Source organism: Bradyrhizobium sp. LVM 105 (genome assembly GCF_003957705.1).
In the GTDB taxonomy this organism is placed as follows: Bacteria; Pseudomonadota; Alphaproteobacteria; order Rhizobiales; family Xanthobacteraceae; genus Bradyrhizobium; species Bradyrhizobium frederickii.
On the sequence record NZ_QZMV01000006.1, the window covers coordinates 61,330 to 82,136 of the forward strand.

Here is a 20,807-nt window from a genome sequence, read left to right on the forward strand (position 1 = left end):
GCGCTCCGTCTTGTCCTGACGTCAACGACGTATGCGCGAGCCAGGTTCCGCCGGGTCCTGGCTCTGCTCAGAAGCACAGCGTGGTGACGAGCTTGCCCTGCTTGTCCTTGATCGCATAGGGACAGCGAATGCGCTCCAGCGCCTTCTTGGCGTCCTCGTCGCCGAGCGCCGCGGCACGCTCGTAATAGGCCTTCGCGGCGTCCTTGTCCTTGGGCCCGCCGCGGCCTTCCTGTGCGAAGGCACCCATCCGCTCCAATGCGCCGGGATGGTTTTGTGCCGCCGCCTTCTCGAACAGCGCACGAGCCGCGACCTCGTCCTTCGCGCCACCCGTGCCATCGGAGAGCATCAGGCCGAGCTGGTACTGCGCTTCCGCGTTGGTCTCGGCAGCCCTGCCGAGCAGCGCGCGCGCCTGCGCGGGATCGGCCGGCGCGGCGCCACCTGCGCCGCCGAGCGCGGCGAGATTGCTGACGCCACGGGGATTGCCGGCCTGCGCCGCCTTCTCGAACAGCTTTCGCGCTTGTGCCTCGTCCTTGGCAACGCCGGCGCCGGTGGCGTAGGCGACGCCGAGTTCGACCATGGCCGCGCTAGATCCCTTGTCGGCGGCCTTGCGCCAGGCCGCCATCGCCTCGCCGGTCTGCCGGTTGGCCGCATAGGCGCGGCCGAGCGCGAACATCGCGCGCCGCGAGGATGGCGCGGCCTGCTTGCAGAACCTGATCGCGGTTGCAATGTCGGAGGCCGCGATCTCCGCCACGCCCCTCACGTCGGCCGGCTTGTCGGGATCGCTGGGATCGGCGGCGACCCGGTCGCACAGAACGAGATCGGCCGATTGCGCCTGCGCCGTCAGGGGCACGGCGAGCGCGAACAGCATGGCAAGGAGATAAGTCCGCATGGTCGCCACGTTGCGTTCCCGTTCCGGCAAATTCAAGGCTCGAGTCCCGATTGGCGCAGCACGGGCACGACATCAGGCGATGCCAGATAGCGCAGCAGCCGGTCAGCGGCTTCCGCATGTTTCGCATTCCCCACGCGGCCGGCGGAGAACACCGCCGGCGTCTGCAATTCGTGCGGGATCGGGCCGACCACCTCGATGCCTTCGACCTGCTTCAGCTCGCTGATCTGCTGCACGGCAAGGTCGGCCTCGCCGCTGACGAGGCGCTGCGCCGTGAACCCCTGCTCCACGATGCTGGCCCTGGCGTTGATCTCGGCCGCGATGCCCATCCGTACGATCAGCTGGGCGAAGTAGACGCCGCTCGCGCCCAGCCGCGAATAGGCAACGGACCGCGCTGCGAGCAGCGACTTGCGTAGCGCCGCTTCGCTGCCGATGTCGGGCTGCGGCTGTCCGGCCCGCACCGCGATGCCGACATAGGAGCGCGCCAGATCGGCCGCGCCATCGGCGAGCACGCGGCCCTCCGCGATCACCTCGTCCAGCCCCTCGCGCGTGAGAATGACGAGGTCGGCGGCCTCGCCGTCGCGCAAGCGCTTCAGCAGGGCCAGGGTTGGCGCGAAGTCCGCGTCGACATGGATGCCTGTTTCAGCCTCGAAGGCGCAGGACAGGCTCCGCATCGCGCCCATCAGGCCGAGCGTCGAAAGCATGCGGACTTTTTCCATGTGCGCTTCCCGTCACGATCAGGCGCGGTGCATCAGCTTGAGCGCGGCGGTCAGGCGCAGGCTGCGCTTGCCGGCAAGCGCGGCCGCCTCCATCACCGCCTCTTCCGCATCGTAGCGACCGGAGAACCCGATGCCGACCTCGTGGCCGCCGAAGATCGGATCGTCCTTGGCCGGCGTGTGCTCCTGGTTGAGGATCTGGCCCTTCCAGCGGCCGTTCGCGGCGGTGTAGCTGCCGAGATAGTAGAACGAGGCATCGCCACCGAGGATGCGGCCCCGGTTGAGCAGCATCACGCCGGTGAGGCCGCCGTCGAGACCGTCGAGCATGCGCAGATGGATGGAATAGAGACCATCGGCGATGCCTGCTTCGCCGATGCCACCGGCAATCGGCACCTCGTCGTCCGTGATCGGTGTCATCACCGACTGGAAGGGAATGCCCGGCAGCTCCTTCAGTTCGCCCTTGAAGCGATAGAGGTCGCCATCCGCCCAGCCCTTGGCGAGCAAGGTGGCGTCGTCAGTGCCCGCCATGGCGCGGTAATTCGGATCGGGATTATGGCGGACGGTGCTGATCACGATATCGACGCCGCTGTCGGTCTTCTCATAGGTGCCGATATGGGCGAAGGCCGAATTGCCGCCGAGCATCTTGCCATTGCCGGCATGCATCACGCTGCGGCCGACGGCGTCGCCGAGCTGAAATTTCACCTTGTAGAAGCCTTCAAACACCAACCGTGTCCCCGGGCCTCGCGCGCATCCCAAGACATTCTATCGCGCTTTCAGCGGCAATGGACAAGTGTCGCGCGGCCGGGCCAGGCAATTACCAGGATGACCGTCATCCAAATGCAAAAAATCCGCCGGAGCCTTGCAGCTCCGGCGGATTGAGCACCAACCCGGGCCAGCCCCCCAGCCCGGGCCGGGAGGAACTTAGGCCGCGGCCTTCTTGTCGGTCGGCACGGAGGCGATCGTCTTCAGGATCTGCGAAGCGATCTGGTATGGGTCGCCCTGCGAGTTCGGACGGCGGTCTTCCAGATAGCCCTTATAGCCGTTGTTGACGAAGGAGTGCGGAACGCGGATCGAGGCGCCGCGGTCGGCAACGCCGTAGCTGAACTTGTTCCACGGCGCGGTCTCGTGCTTGCCGGTCAGACGCTTGTCGTTGTCCGGGCCGTAGACGGCGATGTGGTCCATCAGGTTCTTGTCGAAGGCCGCCATCAGCGCCTCGAAATATTCCTTGCCACCCACGGTGCGCATGTACTCGGTCGAGAAGTTGGCATGCATGCCCGAGCCGTTCCAGTCGGTGTCGCCGAGCGGCTTGCAGTGGAACTCGATGTCGATGCCGTACTTCTCGGTCAGGCGCAGCATCAGGTAGCGGGCCATCCACATTTCGTCAGCGGCCTTCTTGGAGCCCTTGCCGAAGATCTGGAATTCCCACTGGCCCTTGGCGACTTCCGCGTTGATGCCTTCATGGTTGATGCCGGCAGCTAAGCAGAGGTCGAGATGCTCTTCGACGATCTTGCGGGCGACGTCGCCGACGTTCTTGTAGCCGACGCCGGTGTAGTACGGGCCCTGCGGTGCCGGATAGCCGGCCTCGGGGAAGCCGAGCGGACGGCCGTCCTTGTAGAAGAAGTATTCCTGCTCGAAGCCGAACCAGGCGCCGGAATCGTCGAGGATGGTGGCGCGCTTGTTGGAGGGATGCGGGGTCTTGCCGTCGGGCATCATGACTTCGCACATCACCAGCACGCCGTTGGTGCGCGCCCCGTCCGGGAAGACGGCGACCGGCTTCAGCACGCAATCGGAGCTGTGGCCTTCGGCCTGCTGGGTGGAAGAACCATCGAAGCCCCAGAGCGGAAGCTGCTCGAGCGTCGGGAACGACGCGAATTCCTTGATCTGGGTTTTGCCGCGCAAATTCGGAGTCGGCGTATATCCGTCGAGCCAGATGTACTCGAGCTTATACTTGGTCATTGAGCCTCTCTGTAGATGATGCGAAAGGTTTGGGGGCCCGGAGGCCCCTGAACGTTTTGTACCCGGCCATCATCGGCCAGCCCCTAACAAGCATTTTACGTGCCAAAAAGCCGCAGTGCGGGACGTTTTCCATCGCGATCGGGGACTCCCCGCCGCGAGCAGACCGCCTCCTGCGATATGCGTCATAGCCGCGCACCTCTGCGTGAAGCCGCAACGCAAAAACGCTGCGGAAACCGCCAGTTTTTGTAGCAGGCGGCGCGGCTCCGAACGGTGCCGATGAAACGCGCATCAACCGCCGGCAATTTTTGCAAAGTCTCTCGCCCCTTCGCAGCAACCTTTGGAATGGCCCCCGCGTTGGCCTCCGGCAAGCTGCCTTAGGAGAAGCAGACCTCCATCTGCCCACAAATTGGGCGGCAACTGATTTCCTTTTCAGCACTTTCCAATCCAGGGGACGCGGCCGATATGGGGACTCCGGTAACCACAATCGAACGAGTCGGGCGCACCATGGAGGCCAATGCGCTTCGACCAAGGAGAATCGCAATGATGAACAATGGTCTGAGTCACGGATCGGCAACGATCTACCAATTCCCGGTCGGGGGCCGCGCAGCTCTCGCCGGACGCCGCTATGGCGAGACCCGCCTCCCTGCCGATCATTCCTCGCATCCCGCGAACGTCTCGATCTGCAGCGACAGCTGGTACCACCAGGACGCGGTCGACGACGCCAAGCCGAAATGGGATCGCTGATGCCTTTGCTCGGTTTGAAACCGCCGCGCTCGAACAAACGCCTGGCGGAAGTTGAAAAAGGGTCGAAACAGCAATGTTTCGGCCCTTTTTGATTCCCGGGTGAATCCGCGCCGTTCAGATCATGGCGCAGGCCGTCGCCGGCCGCTTCGGATGCTTGACCATGGTGGTGCCGGGACTCCGATGGTCAGCGTGATCCAGCCGCCAGCAAAAGAATGGCCTTGTGCCGGCCGATGATCGCCCCCTGTAATGGATCTCAAGGACGCCCCCTCGTGCGTCCAATGGAACCATAACCGAAGTCGATCCCATGCAAGATTCTTCTCTGAGAGACTCCCCTGCCCGTCATCTGGCTCTGCAAGGCGCCAGCAATTTTCGCGATCTCGGTGGTTATCCGACCGCCGATGGCCGCACCACGCGCTGGCGGCACATCTTCCGCTCCAACCATCTCGGCCAGCTCACCGCTGCCGATGTCGAGATCGTCCGCGCGCTGGGCGTGCGAAGCGCATTCGATTTCCGCGGGCTTGAAGAGCGCGCGGCCGGCGTCTGCGTGGTGAATGAGATCAATGTGCACTCGCTGCCGATCGAGCCGACCGTCGTGGCTGCGCTGCGCGCTGAACTCTCGAAGGGGACACTGACCGCGCCGGTGGCACTCGAGCTGATGCGCGAGTCCTATCGCAACTACGTCCGCCACCACACGCACAGCTTTCGCAGCCTGTTCGGCCATCTGCTGGAAGACCGTGCGCCGCTGGTGATTCACTGCACCGCCGGCAAGGACCGCACCGGCTTTGCCAGCGCGCTGATCCTGCACGCGCTCGGCGTGCCCGATGACATCATCGCCGAGGATTACCTCTTGACCAACCGTCACTACAAGCGCGATGCGACGGCCGGCACGGACCTGCCCGAGGACGTCCGCAACGCCATCGGCAGCGTCGAGACCTCGTATCTTGCTGCGGCCTTCGAGGCCGTCGGCAGCGAGTATGGCGATCTCGAAACCTATCTGCGCGACGGGCTCAAGCTCGGCGAAGCCGAGCGGGCCGCGCTGAAGGCGCGCTATCTGCAAGCCTGATCACGACGTTGCTTGGTCGATCAGCCACCTCCCCGGCGGGACAGCGTCGGTGATTGCCTGACACAGGGCTTTGGAGACCTGAAGCGTGCTCCAGTCGCTCTGGTGAAGCATGTCGGGTCGATCCGTTGGATCGAGCATCTGGTCGAATGGCACGCCATTCTGCACATGCCAATGCCGCATCAGGGCCCAACGTCGGAACACATTGACCTTCGCAGCTTCCGCGATCTCCCGGATCTTCGAGACCATCTGCTCCGAAAGCTCGGCCTTGTCGTCGCGGAGCATGGCGGTGACATATTGCGGATCAATCAACACAACATCCATCGGATGCTGCCCCAGCCGGCGCACGCCTTCGGCAATGCTGTCCAGCACCTGCTGAAAGTTGAACTCGTTCTTGCGGAAGACAGCGTTGGTGCCGACCTGCCAAAGTACCATCGCGGGCCGGTCCGCGAAAATATCTGCGTCGAACCGATCGAGTTCTTTCGGCGCCTCCTCTCCGCCCCTGCCGCGGTTCAGGACGTCGATGCGAAGCTTCGGCAAGGGGCCGACGTAGTGCTGCCTCAAATACATCTCCAGGCGGGCGGGGTAAGGCACGACATCCGCACGTCCCGCCGTTGAGGATGATCCCATCGCCACGATGCGAACCGGACCTTCTCCGCGCAGAGCGTCAAAGAAGCGTCGCAGCGGGTATTTGAGCGCGATGATGTCCTGCGGGATGTCTACGGCTGGCAGACTTTCGGACATGCCAACGCCCTCACGCTATTCAAGGTTGCAGAACTCATTCAGCCTTGAAGCCGCCGCCATTGCAAGTCCAATTCGGCCCGCGCAATGTCGGAGCGCAACGGGTAACGACGGAGAGCAACGTGCAGGGAAAAGTGGTTCTCGTGACGGGCGCGCGCGGCGCGCTCGGCAAGGTGGTCGCGGAGATCGCTCGATCGCGCGGCGCGCGCGTGGCCTGCATCGACCACGCGCCTTCGCAAGTGCCCCCGACGCCAGACCGCATCGAGATCGGCGGCGTCGACCTCTCCGACGCGGCGCAAGCGCGGACGGCGGTCGATTCGGCAGCCAAGCATCTCGGCCGGCTCGATGCGCTGATCAACATCGCCGGCGGCTTTGCGTTCGAAACTGTCGGCGACGGCGACATCAAGACCTGGCAGCGCATGCACGCGCTGAACGTCCTGACCGCGCTGAACGCCTCGCGCGCGGCGCTGCCCCATCTCGCAGCGTCCAGCGCTGGCCGCATCGTCAATATCGGCGCCAAGGGCGCGCTCCAGGCAGGCGCCGGCATGGGGCCTTACGCGGCGTCGAAAGCCGGCGTGCACCGGCTCACTGAGGCGCTCGCCACCGAGTGGAAGGGAATGGTCACGGTGAACGCCGTGCTGCCGTCGATCATCGACACCGCGGCCAATCGCGCCGACATGCCGAAGGCCGATTTCTCCAGATGGGTGACACCGCAGGAACTCGCCGAGGTCATTCTGTTTCTCGCCAGCGACGCCGCGAGCGGCGTCACCGGCGCGTTGATCCCGGTGGGCGGGCGGGTCTAAGTCGAGGGCGTCGGACGCATCTTTTCGTGGCAAGTCAACATTGCTATATTTGGATCATGACGACCGAAGATATTGAGAAAGCGATAGAGCTGCTAACGCCAAGCGAACTTGCGCGCTTTCGCGCGTGGTTCGAACAGTTTGAAGCCCAGCGCTTTGATCAAGCCCTGGAGCGCGACGCTCAGGCAGGAAGGCTCGACGCGTTCGCCGAGGAGGCGTTGAACGCCTACCGCGCAGGGCAGACGCGCGACTTGTGAGACACACGGCTTCGCCAAGATTTTGGAAAGCCTACGCAGCCTTGCCTGCCAATATTCAGAAGTTGGCCGATGCCAATTTCGCCCTTTTGAAGAGCGATCCCAGCCACCCATCGCTGCATTTCAAGAAGGTCGGACGATTCTGGTCGGCTCGCGTCGGCCTGCGGCACCGCGCATTGGCAGTCGAGACTGACGGTGCGTGCGTCTGGTTCTGGATCGGTTCCCATGCGGACTATGATCGGCTAGTCGGTTGAACGCTCTGCTCAACTCCGATCCGGGATAGACTGGCGCAATTGATTCTCCGTTCGAACATCGACCCGGGACCTTCCTTTGGAAACCGCCCTTTATCTGCCCGTCAAACGCTTCCTCGAGGGACTCGGCTTCACCGTGAAGGGCGAGATCGGCGGCTGCGATCTCGTCGGCCTCAGCGCCGGCGATCCGCCGGTCGTGGTGATCGGCGAGCTCAAGCTCGCCTTCAACCTCGAACTGATCCTGCAGGCGGTCGACCGCGCACCGGCCGGTGACGAGGTCTGGATCGCGGCCAAGATGTCAGTGCGCGGCAAGGGACGCGAGAGCGATGCGCGCTATCGCAATCTCTGCCGCCGCCTCGGCTTCGGCATGCTCGGCGTTACCGATCGCGGCCAGGTCGAGGTGCTGGTGAAGCCGCCGACGGCAGCGCCGCGCCGCGAGCCGAAGGTGCGCTCACGCCTCGTCGCCGAGCATCAGCGCCGCCAGGGCGATCCCGTGCTCGGCGGCAGCACCCGCGCGCCGATCATGACGGCCTATCGGCAGCAAGCGCTGGCCTGCGCCTCGGCGCTCGCCGACGGGCCGCGGCGCGTGCGCGAATTGCGCGAACGCTGTCCTGATGCGGGCAAGATCTTGCTTAACAATGTGTATGGCTGGTTCGAACGGGCCGACCGGGGAATCTACGGGCTCACCGAGGCCGGACACGCCGCCCTGAAACGCTGGCCACAGCAACGGATTGAGGTCGATTCCGCTGTTGCGTCGCTGTCATGACACCCGACCGGTGCATAGCTGAGATGCCACACCAATTTCATATTGCAATGCAACATTGGCGGCACTAGGTATCCCCGGCATCGAAACGAGGCCGTTATGAGCGCAGACTGGAATACCAAATATGGCACGCGGCGCGTCCGCCACGATCCGCCCACCCTGGACGAGGCGATCTTCGCCGCTATCGGCATCACCGACGATCAGGGGCAGCAGGCCGAGATCGCCGCAGCCTTGATGGGGATGCCGCTCGATGTCGTGCAGGCCGAGGTGAAGAAGCAGGCGCGCACCAACAGCCGCATCACTGCGACGCGCGTGATCGCCGGCGAACAGGGCGCACAGCGCTCCGTCGTGGTCGAACGCCGCACCGTGCGCCGCTTCGGCACCGGCACGCGTACCGGCACCTAAGGCGTTCGTTTCACGATCTACGAAATACGAAAGCGGACCGGCCATGCCGGTCCGCTTTTTGATTCAGCCTGCGATTTGAAGTCAGGCCGCGCGATTGTCGTACATGCTGGAGATGATCTTCCAGCAGGTCGAGTTGAGGCTGAGAAGCGCACGCCCGGCCGTGAAGGGCGAAGCCGCGAGATCGGCAAGCTCTGCCTCGGGCGTCTTGGCAAGATCGATCGTGCCGGTCGATTCGCCCTGGCGGAAAGCCAGATGCGCCCCGAACTTCCTGGCGAGCGCCCGCATCGCGTGATTCTCGGCACCGGTTGTGATGCGCAGACGCCTGTAGCCTTTCCAGCGCGCCTCCGCGATCAGGCGGCGGAACAACGCGGTGCCGACACCCTGGCGCCGCGCCGAGGCTTCCACGCTGAAGGCGACCTCAGGCAGGGCCTCATCTTCCGGCGGATGCAGCTCGGCCGCACCGCGGACCACGCCGTCGACGATATACGCAACGATTACGGTGCCGTCCTCGGCGCAGCGGGCGGCGTATCGCTCGATGAAGCTGTCGTCGAGATAACCGTTGAAACGGTCGTGCCGGCTTGCGGCATCGAGCCTCAGCAGGTGATCACGCAGGAGCGGCAATTCTTCCTGCTGGATCAGGGTCCGCACATAGCCCGGAGCCGTGCGGACGGTCTCTTGAAGTACCACGTCAAAACTCCTCTTGGTGTCCCTCGAGGAGGCGTTCGAATCCCTAGGCTCCCTATATTGTGCATCGCAGCATCTTTTGCAAGACAGGAACCTGCCCAACTTAAAGGCACGGGAGACGACTAATTCGTTAATGAATTCAAAGCCCCGTAGTCTTACAGGACCAGCTGGGTCTGGGTCACCACGGCCACCAGCTTGCCGTCCTCGGTCTCCAGCCGGGTGGTCCAGACCTGGGTCCGCCGGCCGCGATGGACCGGGGTCGCCGTGGCGATCACCGTGGTTCCCTCCTTGGCCCCACCGATGAAATTGGTCTTGCTCTCCAGCGTGGTCGTACCCTTGGCGTCGTCAGGCAGGTTGATCACAGTCGCGGCCGCGCCAACGGAATCGGCCAGCGCCATCACCGCCCCGCCATGGATGGTGTGGTGCAGCGTGCAGAGATCGGGGCGGACCGTCATCCGCGCCACCACGCGGTCCTTCCCGGCCTCGACGAACTCGACGCCCTTGAGCTCGGCGAACGGCATTTTCATCGCTTTAAGTTTCTCGAGCGGCGTCATCAGATCTTCTCCCAATTCGTTGTTGTCTCAGCGTGAATTGCTTCGCGCGGCAAAGCAATGACGTCCGAGGTAATCGCCGTGCTGACATCGGCGGGCACAGTGCATGGGCTTCTCTCGGTTCCGTCATCCTGAGGCGCGAGCTGCGCGGTGCGCAGCGCCGTGCAGAAAGCCTCGAAGGATGAACGGCCGCGAAGCCGCCGGGCCGTCGCCCTTCGAGGCTCGCTCAGCGGCGCATCGGCGCCATCGAGCTCACGCCTCAGGGTTGACGGTGATGGATTTTCACGTCACCGCGTTCACGACCTGATATTCCGGCCGCCGCCACACCTCGCCTGCGATGACCTCCTCGATGATCTCGGCAGCCCGGATGATCTCGCGCTCGCCAATGTAAAGCGGCGTGATCCCGAACCGCATGATGTCAGGCGCGCGAAAATCGCCGATGACGCCGCGGGCGATCAGCGCCTGCATGGCGGCGTAACCGCCGTCGAAAGCGAAGGAGACCTGTGAGCCGCGGTGATCATGCGCGCGCGGCGTCATCAGCCTCAGGGACGGACAGCGGCGCTCGACTTCGGCGATCAGCAAGTCGCCGAGCGCCAGCGAGCGTGCGCGGACGTCAGCGATATCGACGCGGTCCCAGATATCGAGCGAGGCCTCCAGCGCCGCCATCGCCAGCACCGGTGGCGTGCCGACGCGCATGCGCTCGACACCGCCGGCGGCCGCATAGGCAAGCTCGAACGCAAACGGCTTGGCGTGCCCCATCCACCCCGACAGCGCCGCGCGCGCGTTGTCGGCGTGGCGCGGCGCAACGTAGAGAAAGGCCGGCGCGCCGGGCCCGGCGTTCAGATATTTGTAAGTGCACCCCGCCGCGAAATCGGCGCCGGTCCCGGCGAGATCGACTGGCAGTGCGCCGGCGGAATGCGCGAGATCCCAGACCGTGACGATGCCGAGCGCATGCGCCTTCGCGGTCAGATCCGCCATGTCGTGGCGGCGGCCGGTGCGGTAGTCGACCTCGGTGATGTAGAGCACCGCGATCTCCTCCGACAACGACGCCTCGATTTCCTCCGGCGCGACCAGACGCAATTGATGGCCCCGCCCGAGCGTCGCGATCAGGCCTTCGGCCATGTAGAGGTCGGTCGGGAAATTGCCGTTGTCCGACAGGACGGTCTTGCGAGACGGATTCATGTCCAGCGCGGCGGCGAGCGCCTGGTAAACCTTGAGCGACAGCGTGTCGCCGACCATCACCGAGCCGGCTGCCGCACCGATCAGCCGTGCGATGCGATCGCCGAGCTGGCGCGGCTGGACGTACCAGCCCGCGGTGTTCCAGGCGCGGATCAGCTCAACGCCCCACTCCTTCGTGATGACGCGGTTGACCCGTTCGGCAACGCCCGATGGCAGCGCACCGAGCGAGTTGCCGTCGAGATAGACGACGCCGTCAGGCAGATGGAACAGAGCTTTGGTATCGTCATAGACGCGATATCTGGTCATGGGCATTTCTACAGAATGGTGCGGACGCGCCAGAGCTCGGGGAACAGCTCCACCTCCAGCATGCGCTTGAGATAGCTGACACCACCGGTGCCGCCGGTGCCGCGCTTGAAGCCGATGACGCGCTCGACCGTGGTCACATGGTTGAAGCGCCAGCGGCGGAAATAATCCTCGAAGTCGACCAGTTTTTCGGCGAGCTCGTAGAGCATCCAATGCGTCTCCGGCGCCTCGTAGACGACGCGCCAGGCCTGCAGCACGCCCTCGTTGAAGCTGTGGGTCTCGCGCACATCGCGCGCCAATACAGCCGCCGGCATCTTGAGCCCGTTGCGGTCGGCGAGCCTGAGCACCTCGTCATAGAGGCTTGGGGTCGCAAGCTCGGCCTCCAGCAGCTTCGTCGTCTCCGGATCGTGCGCGTGCGGCTTCAGCATGGCGTGGTTGCGGTTGCCGAGCAGGAATTCGATCAGCCGGTACTGGCGCGACTGGAAGCCCGAGGACTGACCGAGCTGCGAGCGGAAGCGCGTGTACTCGCTCGGCGTCATCGTGCGCAAGACATCCCAGGCGTTGTTGAGCTGCTCGAAGATGCGCGACATCCGCGCCAGCATCTTCATGGCGGGCGAAACGTCGTCTCTGGCGATGGCCCGGCGCGCGGCACTGAGCTCGTGGATGGCGAGGCGCATCCACAGCTCGGTGGTCTGATGCTGGATGATGAACAGCATCTCGTCATGCGCTTCAGACAGCGGATGTTGCGCGCCGAGGATCGCGTCCAGCGCCAGATAGTCGCCGTAGGACATGCGCCGGGCGAAATCGGTCTCGGCGCCTTCGCTAGTGGGATCATAATCGCTGGACGTCATGGGCAGGCCCTTTCGATCGATCTTCCCAGCCTTGCTCAGTCGAGGCCGATCAGGCGCGCGGTGATCGGCGAGGCCGGATCCTTCAATCCGTCGATCACGGTAAAATGGTTCAGTCCGGGATCGACGACGAGACGGGTCTGCACATCGAAACCGGTCCAGATATTGGCCATCAGATCGGACTGGCGGATGAATTCGGGCCGCTCGCCGCCACCGACCCAGGCGGTCACGGGCGAATGCCCGCGCGGCAGATGCAGCGCCGCGCTTTCGAGCGCCGCCTCCTCCATCGTCATGCGCAGCGTGTCATTCATTTTGGTCTTCAGCAGTGGCCGCAGGTCGTGCAGGCCGCTGATCGAGAGCGTGCCGGCGATACGGTTGAAGACGGCGGGCTCCAGCCGGCTGTCGTCGCACAGCATGCGCGTGACGAGGTGGCCGCCGGCGGAATGGCCGGCAAGCCGGATCGGTCCTGCGACGAGAGAAGCCGCTTTCGCGATCGCGGCGGAGATCTCGGCAGTGATGTCGGAGATGCGTGCGGCCGGTGTCAGCGTGTAGCTCGGCAACGCTACCGTCCAGCCGTGAAGGCGTGCGCCTTCGGCCAGATCGGTCCAGGCCGACTTGTCGAAGCGCATCCAGTAGCCGCCGTGCACGAAGATGACGAGGCCCTTGCTGTCGGCGTCGGGCAGGACCAGGTCGAGTTTCTGGCGCTCAGCGGCGCCATAGGCGATATCAGCGCGAAAATTCTTCAGCCCGGCCCGGTAGGCCGCCGCCCGCTCCGCCCATTGCGCCGGCATCTTGTCCGATCCCGGGATATGGGCCGAATTGGCGTAAGCATCATCCCAATCGCGCATTGTCACTCCTCGGACTCGGGCTCTGCGATCAGGCGTCAGTCTGCCACCGGTCAGGGCCGCATCCTAGTCTTTATTTTAAGCTTAAAGGATTTGGGAGAGCCGGTGTTTCGGGCAACAGTCGCTCCGGCCGAGATATCGTAGGGTGGGCAAAGCGCAGCGTGCCCACGCATTTGGTCATGTCGGAGAAAATTGGTGGGCACGGCGCTAACGCGCCTTTGCCCACCCTGCGAGAGCTGCGACTGAGGCGACGCTAAGCCTTCTCCAGCCCGCACCATTCCGCGATGAACAGCGCCATCGCCTTGGTCGTCTTCTTCAGCGACTCCAGGTCGACGAATTCGTTGAAGCCGTGCATTTCGCCGCCGCTGGCGCCGAAGCAGAGGCTGGGGATGCCGTGGTTGAGGCCATAGAAGCGGGTGTCGGTGAGCGCGGTGAAGACGAGATCCTCCGGCACGCCGCCATAGACCTTGCCGAACGCCTTGGCGAATGCAGCTTCCGGCGCGGCGGCGTCGGTCAGCTCATAGCCTTCCGACAGGAAGCCCGACCATTCGATCTCAGGCGGATTGTTGGCGAGGAAGCGGTGGTTGCGCGCCGCGGCCGCGACGCAGGCCATGATCTCCTTCTGGTGATCGGCGATCGACCAGCCCGGCAGAACCGCGATCCGGCAGTCGACGTCGCACCAGGCCGGCACGCTGGAGGCCCAGTCGCCGCCCTTGATGATGCCGGGATTGAAGTTGATGGGGTGGTTGAGCGTCTTGAAGTGCCTGTCGGCCTTGGCGCGCTCGTTCCACTCGATCTCGAGCTTTTGCAACGCCTGGATCAAATGATAGGCGGCCATGATCGCATTGGCGCCGGAGCCGGCGAACGCCACGTGAGTCGGATGCCCCTTGACGCGCAAGCGAAACCAGATCACGCCGACCTGCGAGCGCACCATCTTGCCGCCGGTCGGTTCCGGAATGAAGCAGGCATCGGCGCGGTAGCCGCGCTGCAAGGTCGAGAGTGCGCCGACGCCGGTGCTCTCCTCTTCGATGACAGATTGGAAGTGGATCCGAGCCGTCGGCTTGAAGCCCGCGGCCTTGATCGCATCCAGCGCATAGAGCGCGCCGATGGTGCCCGACTTCATGTCACAGGCGCCGCGACCGAACATCTTGCCGTCCTTGATGACCGGCGAGAACGGCGGCGTGTCCCACAATTCCAGCGGGCCAGCGGGCACCACGTCACAATGGCCCTGCAGGATCAGCGATTTGCCGTCGTTCGTTTGCGGACGGTAGGTCCCCACCACCGAACGCGCCTTGGAGAAATCATGCTCGATCGGGCCGAAGCCGCGCAGATCCTTGAGATCGTCGACGTCGATGTGCCAATCGTCGACCTCGTAGCCGCGCTCGCGCAGGAGGTCGCCGATCATGTCCTGGCACGGCCCCTCCGCCCCACGGGTCGAAGGGATCGCGACGAAATCGCGTGTGGTGGCAAGCTGGGCCTCGAAGCCGGCATCGACGGCGTCGAGAATCCTCTGCTGCGTTTCGGCATTCATCAGGCAACTCCAGGCATTCCAAGGGTCCCAGGGAGTGCGCAAGCTAGCCGATTTCAGCCGTTCGGGTACTCCACAAAATATGCATCCCGCAATGCATCTTCGAGCAGTCGCCCCTCCGAATAGCCGTCCAGCGTCGCAGGCCGGCTGACGCCGTCGAGTAGGCGCGGACACGGCTCCGGCGCGCCGAGCACCGTGCGCACCGGAATGCGCTCGGCATAGATCGGCAACGCATAGTCCTCGTCGTCGTCAGCAACACCCTTGGCGCGTATCTTGGCCGAGGCTTCCTCGATCTCCATCGCGATGAAGGACGTCGCCTTGATCTCCTGGGTGGTGCTGGCCCGAAGGCTCGCGGTGCGATCCGGGAAAAAGCGATCGACCATGGCGATCACCGCCCGCTCCTTCTCATCGGGATCGGTGACGAGATAGGCGGTGCCGAATGCCATCACCGCGCGGTAGTCGGCGGAATGGTTGAAGCCACAGCGCGCCAGCACGAGGCTGTCGAGATGGGCGACGGTGAGACACACGCGCTCGCCTTTGGTCTGATTGCGCAGCATCCGGCTGGCGCTCGAGCCGTGCCAGTACAGCTTGGTGCCCTCGCGCCAGAAGAAGGTCGGGGTGCAATAGGGCTGGCCGTCGATCACGTAGGAGACGTGGCAGAGCATCGAGGAATCCAGGATGCGATGAACCGTGTCGTGATCGTAGAAGCCGCGGTCGTGCCGGCGCTTCACCTGGTTGCGCGCCGATGTCGGATAGGAATTCGAGGTCTCGGTCTGGCTCACGGCCGCTCCTGATCGGATTGGAAAGATCGGGAATAGTTGTAGCGGCGCATTTGGTCTGCGATAGTTCCAATTCCATGCGAAAAATTCCGACCAATTCCCTGCCCTCACCGGCCAAGACCGAGCTGCCGCTCGACCTCGCCGGCCCCCACGTCACGGCGGGCGCCTCCGCCGCGCACCGGCTCTATCAGGCCTTGTGCGAGATGATCGTTTCCGGCCTCGTCAAGCCTGGCGAGCCGCTGCCGCCCTCGCGCACGCTGGCCAGGCAGACGGGCTTTCGGCGCAACGCTATCGTCATCGCCTATGAGCGCCTGATCGCCGACGGCTTTGCCGAGGCCAAAGTCGGCTCCGGCACCTTCGTCGCCGCGCGCATCCCAGCGCGCACGGCCGCGCCGAGCAAGCCCAAGGCGGTTGTCGAAGCGCCCAGGCAAGGTGCGTTCGCGCTCGGCTGCACCCATATCGACGCACGCGCCGTGCAGCGCTTCCGCGCCTTCGTCGGCCGGCGCATGCGCGCCTTCGGGTCCGAACACCTGCATTACGGCGATCCCCGCGGCAGCCGCGAGCTGCGCGCCGCCATCGCCGATCATTTGTTGTCGGCGCGCGGGCTGCGCTGCGATCCCGATCAGATCATGTTGACGTCAGGCACTCTGCACGCGCTGCGCATCGTGCTGAGCGTGATCCTCAAGCCGGGCGACCAGGTCTGGTGCGAAGACCCCGGCTATCCCGCCGCGCGAAAGACCATCGCGCATTGCGGCTATCGCGCCGTGCCCGTTCCTGTCGACGGGCACGGCATGCGCATCGCCAAGGGCCGCGCCACGGCGCCGTCCGCGCGCGCGGCCTACATCACGCCGTCGCACCAGTTTCCGCTCGGCGTGCAGATGTCGATGCCGCGGCGGCTCGAGCTTTTGGACTGGGCCAGGCAGGCCGGCGCCTTCGTGCTGGAAGACGATTACGACAGCGAGTTTCGCTATGACGGCGCACCGCTGATGTCGCTCGCCGGCATCGACCGTCTCCAGCGCGTCATCTACCTCGGCACCTTCGCCAAGACGCTGTTTCCAGGTCTGCGCATCGGCTATTGCGCCCTGCCCGAGCGCCTCATCGCCGACGTGACGGCTGCGCGCGCGGCGCTCGACCGCTTCCCCGGCACGTTGATGGAAGGCGCGGTCGCCGACATGCTCAACTCGGGCGCATTCGCCGCAAACCTCAAGCGCGTGCGAAAACTCTATCGCGATGCGCGCGATGTCCTGGCCGAAACGCTGGAAGCCGCTTCCGATGGCGTGCTCTCGGTGCCGGTGCCGTCACAAGGCCTGCATCTGGTCGCCAGGTTCGATCCATCGGTCGACCCGTCGGTGGCCGCGCGGGCCAAGCGGGCGTGCGGCGCGGAAGGCTGGCTCTTGGCCGACACCTATTCGCGCGCGCGCCCTCTGCCCGGCTTCGTGCTGGGGTTTTCCGGCCACGCGGTTCCGCAGCTCAAAGCCTCCGCCGAACGGCTCGCGCGGGAGTCGCGCGCAGCCCTGCGCGCGGGAACCAGAGCCGCTCGGCGCGCGTGACGAACGTTCACTATGAGAATCGCCGGCCAGTCCCTACATTGCCGCACCGTCGCCGAGACCTATCGCCATGCTGCTACGCCTCTCGTTCCTGATCTCCATCGTGCTTGTCGCGACGGCACATGCCGGCTCGGTTGGACGCGAGCAGGACATCGTCGATCTCAAGCTGGGTCAGCGCGTGCAGGTGGATGACGGAACCTGTCCCGCCGGACAGGTCAAGGAAGTGCGTGGAGCGAGGATGACGGACAAGGGCGTCGCGCGCACCAGCACCTGTGTGCCGCGATACGGTCCGAAGACGAAATAGCTGCTACTTCGCCGGATCGAACATGCATTGCAAGGTCGGCTTGGCGATCTTGGTGAAGGTCGGGCCGATTTCGCTTTGCTTGGAAGCCGGCACCCAGTCGGTCTCGATGGTGGGCACGCCGGTTTCGCTGATGCCGCGCAACAGCGCTTCGCGCAGATCGCGGTCCTCGACGGCCGCCGCGGCGTGATCGTGCAGGCAGCCGCAGACTTCCTCAGGATGTTCCCACCGCCCAAGCATCCGCGGCGCGCATTGACGCACGAACTCAGTGCGGGGATCCGGTAATCTGGAGGGGGCGCGCACCTGCGCCTGAGCGGCGCCGATCGTCAGAATGGAGACGAACGCAGCGGCGCAAAATCGAACGAGCATGACGGCCTTACCGGCTGATTTCTTATTGTCGATCAGAAGCGCGCGGCAACCAAGATCGGCTGCGACGTCGCGGTGCTCACCGGCGAGCCGCTGTACTGGAAGGTGCCGATACCCGGGAGACTGCCGTCCGGCGCGCCCGCGAACGAGGACCCGGCAACCACGAAAGCGAAAGCAAGGATGAAGCTGAACGCGCGCATGGTGTGGTCTCCGAATTCCGTGGCCGGCGGTGCGCCGTTCGTCGTTGTCGAGTTGATAACCATGGGCGGTTTCGCGCGTGATGCGCCGAAAGCGCAAAATGGTTTCATCCTGCGTGAGAATTGTTTCGTCGGGTCCGAGGCGACGACACAATTCTCGAAATCCGCCAATTATTTCAGTCAGCTCGCGCCGGAACTCTAAGCGGCCTGACAGGTTCCGCATGCGGTTTGCGAGCACCCCTTGCGTCGGCGTCGTCACGGTTCCGCCTTGCCCGCTTCACACGCATTTTACGTTTTTCTGTTGAAGAGGGACGAACGAAGGCTGGGTCCCATCGAACCGGGGGCGCATCGGCTGCGACCCAAGCCATCGAAACCGAGACGCCCGGGATCACCGGGCGCGTTCAGCTGAGGGATGGCCATCATGATGGGGCAAGATCGCGCAACGCCGCGCGAGGCGGACCAACGGAGCGACGGCGGCGATCAACGCCCCAGCCGCGTCGCCTCGGCCGGCGCGATGTCGCTGCAGTCCGGCCGCGGCTTTGAGGCCACGCCGCAAGCCTTCGCGCGGCTGACCGGCTCGCATCTCGCCAAGCGCGTCAATCCGTGAAGAACTCGCCGCACTTCTGAACGTTTGCGTCTGCCGCTCCCCACGGCATGATCGGCACCGTCGAGGTCGAGTTCTTCGGCGAACCCTCGATCAGCCTGTCCGAATAGACCATGTAGACCAGCACGTTGCGCTTGGTGTCGCAGCCGCGCACGATCTGCATCTTCTTGAAGAACAGCGAGCGGCGCCGGCGGAACATGTCGTCGCCCTGCTCCATCTTGTTCTTGAACTTGATCGGGCCGACCTGACGGCAGGCCAGCGAGATGTCCGAGACCTCCTCGGCAAGGCCCAGCCAGCCCTTGAAGCCACCCTTCTCCGGCACCGTGAAATGACAGGCGACACCCTCGACCTCGGGATCGTCGAGACCATAGGTCGCAAGCTTGTCGTTCGGGCTCATCCATTTGAACACGGTGGAGCGGCGGAAGATCAGATCTGGCTCGTCGGCAGCCTGGACCGACGCTGCCGGCACAGCCAAGGCCAGGAGGAATAAGGCGAGGCCTTTCAGGCGGATGCCGGCAAGACCAGGGAAACGAGATGACATGAAGTTCTCCGCTAACAAGTCCTCGCAATGTAGGAGCGCGTCAGCCCGACAGGAAGACGACGCGCAGCCGGGGGTGGCCGCCGTTTACCGCTCTGTGAGGCTTTTTTGCTACGTCTTGAACAAAAGTAGGCGACGGCAGAACCACCCTGCTAGTGAACGCGTAGTCCCTTTGCGAGACTAACGTTTGATTTGGATTATGGATTCGAGGATGAACAGCGTGAACGGGTCGGGTTTTTCCGCCAAGCCGGCGCGGCTCTGGCAGGTCGCCATTTTGACGGCGGCGGGTGCGATCGGCGCGACCAGCCCGGCAAACGCAGCATTCTATTATTGGACGGATTATTCCGACGGATCCTATTACCCCCGGCAGGACCGGCGTCCCGAGATACCGCGCCAGAAGCCGCAGAAGCGCAGCGCGACCGGCAAGAAGGCGGTCGTCGCCGAGAAGGAAGCCGGCACCAAGCCGCAAGGGCCGCTGGTCATCGTCGTCTCGATCGACCGGCAGAAGGTCACGGTCTACGACACCAATGGCGTGTTCGCGGAATCTCCGGTGTCGACAGGCATGAAGGGCCATTCCACGCCGATGGGTGTGTTCAGCGTCATCCAGAAGCACAAGTTCCACCATTCCAACATCTATAGCGGCGCGCCGATGCCGTACATGCAGCGGATCACCTGGTCCGGCGTCGCCATGCATGCCGGCGTATTGCCGGGCTATCCGGCTTCGCATGGCTGTATCCGCATGCCGATGTCGTTCGCGATGAAGATGTGGAATTGGACCAGGATGGGCGCGCGCGTCATCGTCGCGCCCGGAGAGATATCGCCGCACAGCTTCTCCCATCCCCTGCTCGCCTCCGCGCGCGTGCCGCCGCAGCCCGCCGCCAGCCTCGAGCCGCAGACCAATGCCGGCGACAAGGCCGACAAGGGCGCGGCGCCAACCAAAGCCGCCGAAGCCAAACCGACCGAAACCAAGACCGCCAGCGCCGAAGCCGTGCTCGAGCTGCGCGCCTCCGTCGGCCACACCGTGATGTCGGATGTGACCACCGGCAATGCGCCCGTCCGCGAGGATGTCGCCGCCCCGGCCGAGGAGGTCAGGACCGCCGAAGCATCCGATGCGGCCAAGCCTCAGTCGGACAGAGCCGCCAAGCCGGCGAACGAGGACAAGCCCGCCGACAAGGTCGAGGCCGTCAAGGCCGAGCCGGCCAAATCCGAACCGGCCAACGCGAACGCCGCTAAGACACCCGACGCACGGGCACCTTCGATCGCCGCCTCGTCCGACGCCAAGAAGGACGAGAGCCGCCTTGCCGAACCGGCGCCGGCCGCGAAGCCGGAAGCACCCAAGCGGGCCGGCCAGATCGCCGTCTTCATCAGCCGCAAGGATTCCAAGCTCTACGTGCGGCAGAATTTTGCGCCGCTGTTCGATGTCCCGGTCACGATCGCCACCAGCGACCGTCCGCTCGGCACACATATCTTCACCGCCGAACTCGACAAGACCGATTCCAATGCGCTGCGTTGGTCGGTGGTGTCGCTGCCGGTGTCCGCCCGTGCCGCGGCACGCGAGGACGACAGCCGCCTCACGCGCCGCAAGGGTGGCGCTGCCCTGATCCCTGTCGCCGCCAAGCCTGTCGCCGCCAAGCCCTTGGTCACGCCTGACAGCCCGGCCGAGGCCCTCGACCGCATCTCGATCCCCGCCGACACCATGGCGAAGATCAACGAGATGCTGACAACGGGCGGCTCCATCATCATCTCCGACCAGGGCATCAACCAGGGCGAGACCGGCGAAGGCACCGACTTCATCGTTCGCCTGTACTAAAGCATGATGGGATCAAGCTCGATTGCCACGATGACGGAGGTGCACTCCCTCTCCCGCTTGCGGGAGAGGGCTGGGGAGAGGGTGTCCTCAATGGGACAATCCCCAAGAGGAGAAAGCCCTCTCCCGGCGCGCGGGACGATGCTTCGCATCG

At 64.7% G+C, this 20,807-nt stretch carries 25 protein-coding genes; 11 read left to right on the forward strand and 14 right to left on the reverse strand.

The window, feature by feature from the left end:
* Positions 1-67: 67 nt before the first annotated feature.
* From D6B98_RS18490 to D6B98_RS18505, 4 genes are all read right to left on the reverse strand, one after another.
* Positions 68-889, reverse strand: a complete 822-nt coding sequence (locus D6B98_RS18490; protein WP_164718734.1) for a tetratricopeptide repeat protein — start codon at positions 887-889, stop codon at positions 68-70.
* A 32-nt stretch (positions 890-921) separates the two neighbouring features.
* On the reverse strand, positions 922-1,605 hold the full coding sequence (locus D6B98_RS18495; protein ID WP_126258387.1) for a substrate-binding domain-containing protein: 684 nt from the start codon (positions 1,603-1,605) through the stop codon (positions 922-924).
* 18 nt (positions 1,606-1,623) lie between these two features.
* Complete coding sequence (locus D6B98_RS18500) at positions 1,624-2,325, reverse strand: GrlR family regulatory protein (RefSeq protein ID WP_126258388.1); 702 nt, start codon at positions 2,323-2,325, stop codon at positions 1,624-1,626.
* Between the two features lie 198 nt (positions 2,326-2,523).
* Positions 2,524-3,558, reverse strand: coding sequence for a glutamine synthetase beta-grasp domain-containing protein (locus tag D6B98_RS18505; RefSeq protein WP_126258389.1), 1,035 nt, complete (start codon positions 3,556-3,558; stop codon positions 2,524-2,526).
* Positions 3,559-4,098: 540 nt separating this feature from the next.
* Between D6B98_RS18505 and D6B98_RS18515 the strand changes: the two genes are divergently transcribed.
* Together D6B98_RS18515 and D6B98_RS18520 are read left to right on the forward strand one after the other, a co-directional pair.
* Positions 4,099-4,302 (forward strand): DUF2735 domain-containing protein, encoded by a 204-nt coding sequence (locus D6B98_RS18515; RefSeq protein ID WP_126258390.1) that lies wholly within the window; start codon positions 4,099-4,101, stop codon positions 4,300-4,302.
* A gap of 319 nt (positions 4,303-4,621) precedes the next feature.
* Positions 4,622-5,365, forward strand: coding sequence for a tyrosine-protein phosphatase (locus D6B98_RS18520; protein ID WP_126258712.1), 744 nt, complete (start codon positions 4,622-4,624; stop codon positions 5,363-5,365).
* Here the strand turns inward: D6B98_RS18520 and D6B98_RS18525 are convergent, their stop codons facing one another.
* A complete protein-coding gene (locus D6B98_RS18525) occupies positions 5,366-6,106 on the reverse strand; it encodes an SGNH/GDSL hydrolase family protein (protein ID WP_126258391.1) in 741 nt (246 codons plus the stop codon).
* Positions 6,107-6,225: 119 nt separating this feature from the next.
* On the opposite strand from D6B98_RS18525, the gene D6B98_RS18530 reads away from it, so the two are divergent.
* The 5 genes from D6B98_RS18530 (at position 6,226) to D6B98_RS18550 (ending at position 8,576) form a co-directional block, all read left to right on the forward strand.
* Complete coding sequence (locus tag D6B98_RS18530; protein WP_126258392.1) at positions 6,226-6,906, forward strand: SDR family oxidoreductase; 681 nt, start codon at positions 6,226-6,228, stop codon at positions 6,904-6,906.
* Between the two features lie 56 nt (positions 6,907-6,962).
* Entirely contained in the window at positions 6,963-7,160 is a 198-nt protein-coding gene (locus D6B98_RS18535) for a hypothetical protein (protein ID WP_126258393.1), read from the forward strand.
* On the forward strand, positions 7,157-7,411 hold the full coding sequence (locus D6B98_RS40895) for a ParE family toxin-like protein (RefSeq protein WP_126258394.1): 255 nt from the start codon (positions 7,157-7,159) through the stop codon (positions 7,409-7,411). The genes D6B98_RS18535 and D6B98_RS40895 overlap by 4 nt, the downstream gene beginning before the upstream one ends.
* 76 nt (positions 7,412-7,487) lie before the next feature.
* Positions 7,488-8,174, forward strand: a complete 687-nt coding sequence (locus tag D6B98_RS18545; RefSeq protein WP_126258395.1) for a DUF2161 domain-containing phosphodiesterase — start codon at positions 7,488-7,490, stop codon at positions 8,172-8,174.
* A gap of 96 nt (positions 8,175-8,270) precedes the next feature.
* Complete coding sequence (locus tag D6B98_RS18550; protein WP_126258396.1) at positions 8,271-8,576, forward strand: hypothetical protein; 306 nt, start codon at positions 8,271-8,273, stop codon at positions 8,574-8,576.
* Between the two features lie 81 nt (positions 8,577-8,657).
* On the opposite strand, the gene D6B98_RS18555 is transcribed toward D6B98_RS18550, so the two are convergent.
* The 7 genes from D6B98_RS18555 to D6B98_RS18590 all read right to left on the reverse strand — a co-directional run bounded on the left by D6B98_RS18555 (position 8,658) and on the right by D6B98_RS18590 (position 15,296).
* The gene (locus D6B98_RS18555) at positions 8,658-9,263 is read right to left on the reverse strand and encodes a GNAT family N-acetyltransferase (protein WP_126258397.1); all 606 of its coding nucleotides are present in this window, start codon (positions 9,261-9,263) and stop codon (positions 8,658-8,660) included.
* Positions 9,264-9,415: 152 nt separating this feature from the next.
* Complete coding sequence (locus tag D6B98_RS18560; protein WP_126258398.1) at positions 9,416-9,814, reverse strand: PaaI family thioesterase; 399 nt, start codon at positions 9,812-9,814, stop codon at positions 9,416-9,418.
* A gap of 279 nt (positions 9,815-10,093) precedes the next feature.
* A complete protein-coding gene (kynU, locus tag D6B98_RS18565) occupies positions 10,094-11,296 on the reverse strand; it encodes a kynureninase (protein ID WP_126258399.1) in 1,203 nt (400 codons plus the stop codon).
* 8 nt (positions 11,297-11,304) lie between these two features.
* Positions 11,305-12,144, reverse strand: coding sequence for a tryptophan 2,3-dioxygenase (gene kynA, locus D6B98_RS18570; protein ID WP_126258400.1), 840 nt, complete (start codon positions 12,142-12,144; stop codon positions 11,305-11,307).
* 35 nt (positions 12,145-12,179) lie between these two features.
* Positions 12,180-12,989, reverse strand: a complete 810-nt coding sequence (locus D6B98_RS18575; RefSeq protein ID WP_126258401.1) for a hormone-sensitive lipase — start codon at positions 12,987-12,989, stop codon at positions 12,180-12,182.
* A 250-nt stretch (positions 12,990-13,239) separates the two neighbouring features.
* A complete protein-coding gene (locus tag D6B98_RS18585; protein WP_126258402.1) occupies positions 13,240-14,517 on the reverse strand; it encodes an ArgE/DapE family deacylase in 1,278 nt (425 codons plus the stop codon).
* Between the two features lie 53 nt (positions 14,518-14,570).
* Positions 14,571-15,296: a pyridoxamine 5'-phosphate oxidase family protein gene (locus D6B98_RS18590; protein WP_126258403.1), complete on the reverse strand. Its 726-nt coding sequence runs from the start codon at positions 15,294-15,296 to the stop codon at positions 14,571-14,573.
* A 74-nt stretch (positions 15,297-15,370) separates the two neighbouring features.
* Between D6B98_RS18590 and pdxR the strand changes: the two genes are divergently transcribed.
* Together pdxR and D6B98_RS18600 are read left to right on the forward strand one after the other, a co-directional pair.
* On the forward strand, positions 15,371-16,843 hold the full coding sequence (gene pdxR / locus D6B98_RS18595) for a MocR-like pyridoxine biosynthesis transcription factor PdxR (RefSeq protein ID WP_126258404.1): 1,473 nt from the start codon (positions 15,371-15,373) through the stop codon (positions 16,841-16,843).
* Positions 16,844-16,910: 67 nt separating this feature from the next.
* On the forward strand, positions 16,911-17,144 hold the full coding sequence (locus tag D6B98_RS18600; protein ID WP_126258405.1) for a DUF6719 family protein: 234 nt from the start codon (positions 16,911-16,913) through the stop codon (positions 17,142-17,144).
* A 3-nt stretch (positions 17,145-17,147) separates the two neighbouring features.
* Here the strand turns inward: D6B98_RS18600 and D6B98_RS18605 are convergent, their stop codons facing one another.
* Positions 17,148-17,510 carry a hypothetical protein gene (locus tag D6B98_RS18605; protein ID WP_126258406.1) on the reverse strand — a complete coding sequence of 121 codons (363 nt, stop codon included), beginning with the start codon at positions 17,508-17,510 and terminating at the stop codon, positions 17,148-17,150.
* A gap of 615 nt (positions 17,511-18,125) precedes the next feature.
* Here D6B98_RS18605 and D6B98_RS18615 point away from each other — a divergent pair.
* Positions 18,126-18,311 (forward strand): hypothetical protein, encoded by a 186-nt coding sequence (locus D6B98_RS18615; protein WP_164718703.1) that lies wholly within the window; start codon positions 18,126-18,128, stop codon positions 18,309-18,311.
* Here D6B98_RS18615 and D6B98_RS18620 read toward each other — a convergent pair.
* The gene (locus tag D6B98_RS18620) at positions 18,301-18,849 is read right to left on the reverse strand and encodes a CreA family protein (RefSeq protein ID WP_126258409.1); all 549 of its coding nucleotides are present in this window, start codon (positions 18,847-18,849) and stop codon (positions 18,301-18,303) included. The genes D6B98_RS18615 and D6B98_RS18620 overlap by 11 nt on opposite strands.
* Before the next feature lie 208 nt (positions 18,850-19,057).
* Here D6B98_RS18620 and D6B98_RS18625 point away from each other — a divergent pair, with 208 nt between their 5' ends.
* On the forward strand, positions 19,058-20,656 hold the full coding sequence (locus D6B98_RS18625) for a L,D-transpeptidase (RefSeq protein WP_164718704.1): 1,599 nt from the start codon (positions 19,058-19,060) through the stop codon (positions 20,654-20,656).
* Positions 20,657-20,807 lie beyond the last annotated feature (151 nt).

Excerpts from the sequence above, each read along its gene's own strand:
- D6B98_RS18620 (WP_126258409.1), bottom strand. The coding sequence starts at position 18,849 with ATGTCATCTCGTTTCCCTGGTCTTGCCGGCATCCGCCTGAAAGGCCTC.
- D6B98_RS18585 (WP_126258402.1), bottom strand. The coding sequence starts at position 14,517 with ATGAATGCCGAAACGCAGCAGAGGATTCTCGACGCCGTCGATGCCGGC.
- D6B98_RS18525 (WP_126258391.1), bottom strand. The coding sequence starts at position 6,106 with ATGTCCGAAAGTCTGCCAGCCGTAGACATCCCGCAGGACATCATCGCG.
- D6B98_RS18605 (WP_126258406.1), bottom strand. The coding sequence starts at position 17,510 with ATGCTCGTTCGATTTTGCGCCGCTGCGTTCGTCTCCATTCTGACGATC.
- pdxR (WP_126258404.1), top strand. The coding sequence starts at position 15,371 with ATGCGAAAAATTCCGACCAATTCCCTGCCCTCACCGGCCAAGACCGAG.
- D6B98_RS18600 (WP_126258405.1), top strand. The coding sequence starts at position 16,911 with ATGCTGCTACGCCTCTCGTTCCTGATCTCCATCGTGCTTGTCGCGACG.
- kynA (WP_126258400.1), bottom strand. The coding sequence starts at position 12,144 with ATGACGTCCAGCGATTATGATCCCACTAGCGAAGGCGCCGAGACCGAT.
- D6B98_RS18535 (WP_126258393.1), top strand. The coding sequence starts at position 6,963 with ATGACGACCGAAGATATTGAGAAAGCGATAGAGCTGCTAACGCCAAGC.
- D6B98_RS18495 (WP_126258387.1), bottom strand. The coding sequence starts at position 1,605 with ATGGAAAAAGTCCGCATGCTTTCGACGCTCGGCCTGATGGGCGCGATG.
- D6B98_RS18490 (WP_164718734.1), bottom strand. The coding sequence starts at position 889 with ATGCGGACTTATCTCCTTGCCATGCTGTTCGCGCTCGCCGTGCCCCTG.
- D6B98_RS18575 (WP_126258401.1), bottom strand. The coding sequence starts at position 12,989 with ATGCGCGATTGGGATGATGCTTACGCCAATTCGGCCCATATCCCGGGA.
- D6B98_RS18560 (WP_126258398.1), bottom strand. The coding sequence starts at position 9,814 with ATGACGCCGCTCGAGAAACTTAAAGCGATGAAAATGCCGTTCGCCGAG.
- D6B98_RS18515 (WP_126258390.1), top strand. The coding sequence starts at position 4,099 with ATGATGAACAATGGTCTGAGTCACGGATCGGCAACGATCTACCAATTC.
- kynU (WP_126258399.1), bottom strand. The coding sequence starts at position 11,296 with ATGACCAGATATCGCGTCTATGACGATACCAAAGCTCTGTTCCATCTG.
- D6B98_RS18615 (WP_164718703.1), top strand. The coding sequence starts at position 18,126 with ATGATGGGGCAAGATCGCGCAACGCCGCGCGAGGCGGACCAACGGAGC.
- D6B98_RS18505 (WP_126258389.1), bottom strand. The coding sequence starts at position 3,558 with ATGACCAAGTATAAGCTCGAGTACATCTGGCTCGACGGATATACGCCG.
- D6B98_RS18625 (WP_164718704.1), top strand. The coding sequence starts at position 19,058 with ATGAACAGCGTGAACGGGTCGGGTTTTTCCGCCAAGCCGGCGCGGCTC.
- D6B98_RS18550 (WP_126258396.1), top strand. The coding sequence starts at position 8,271 with ATGAGCGCAGACTGGAATACCAAATATGGCACGCGGCGCGTCCGCCAC.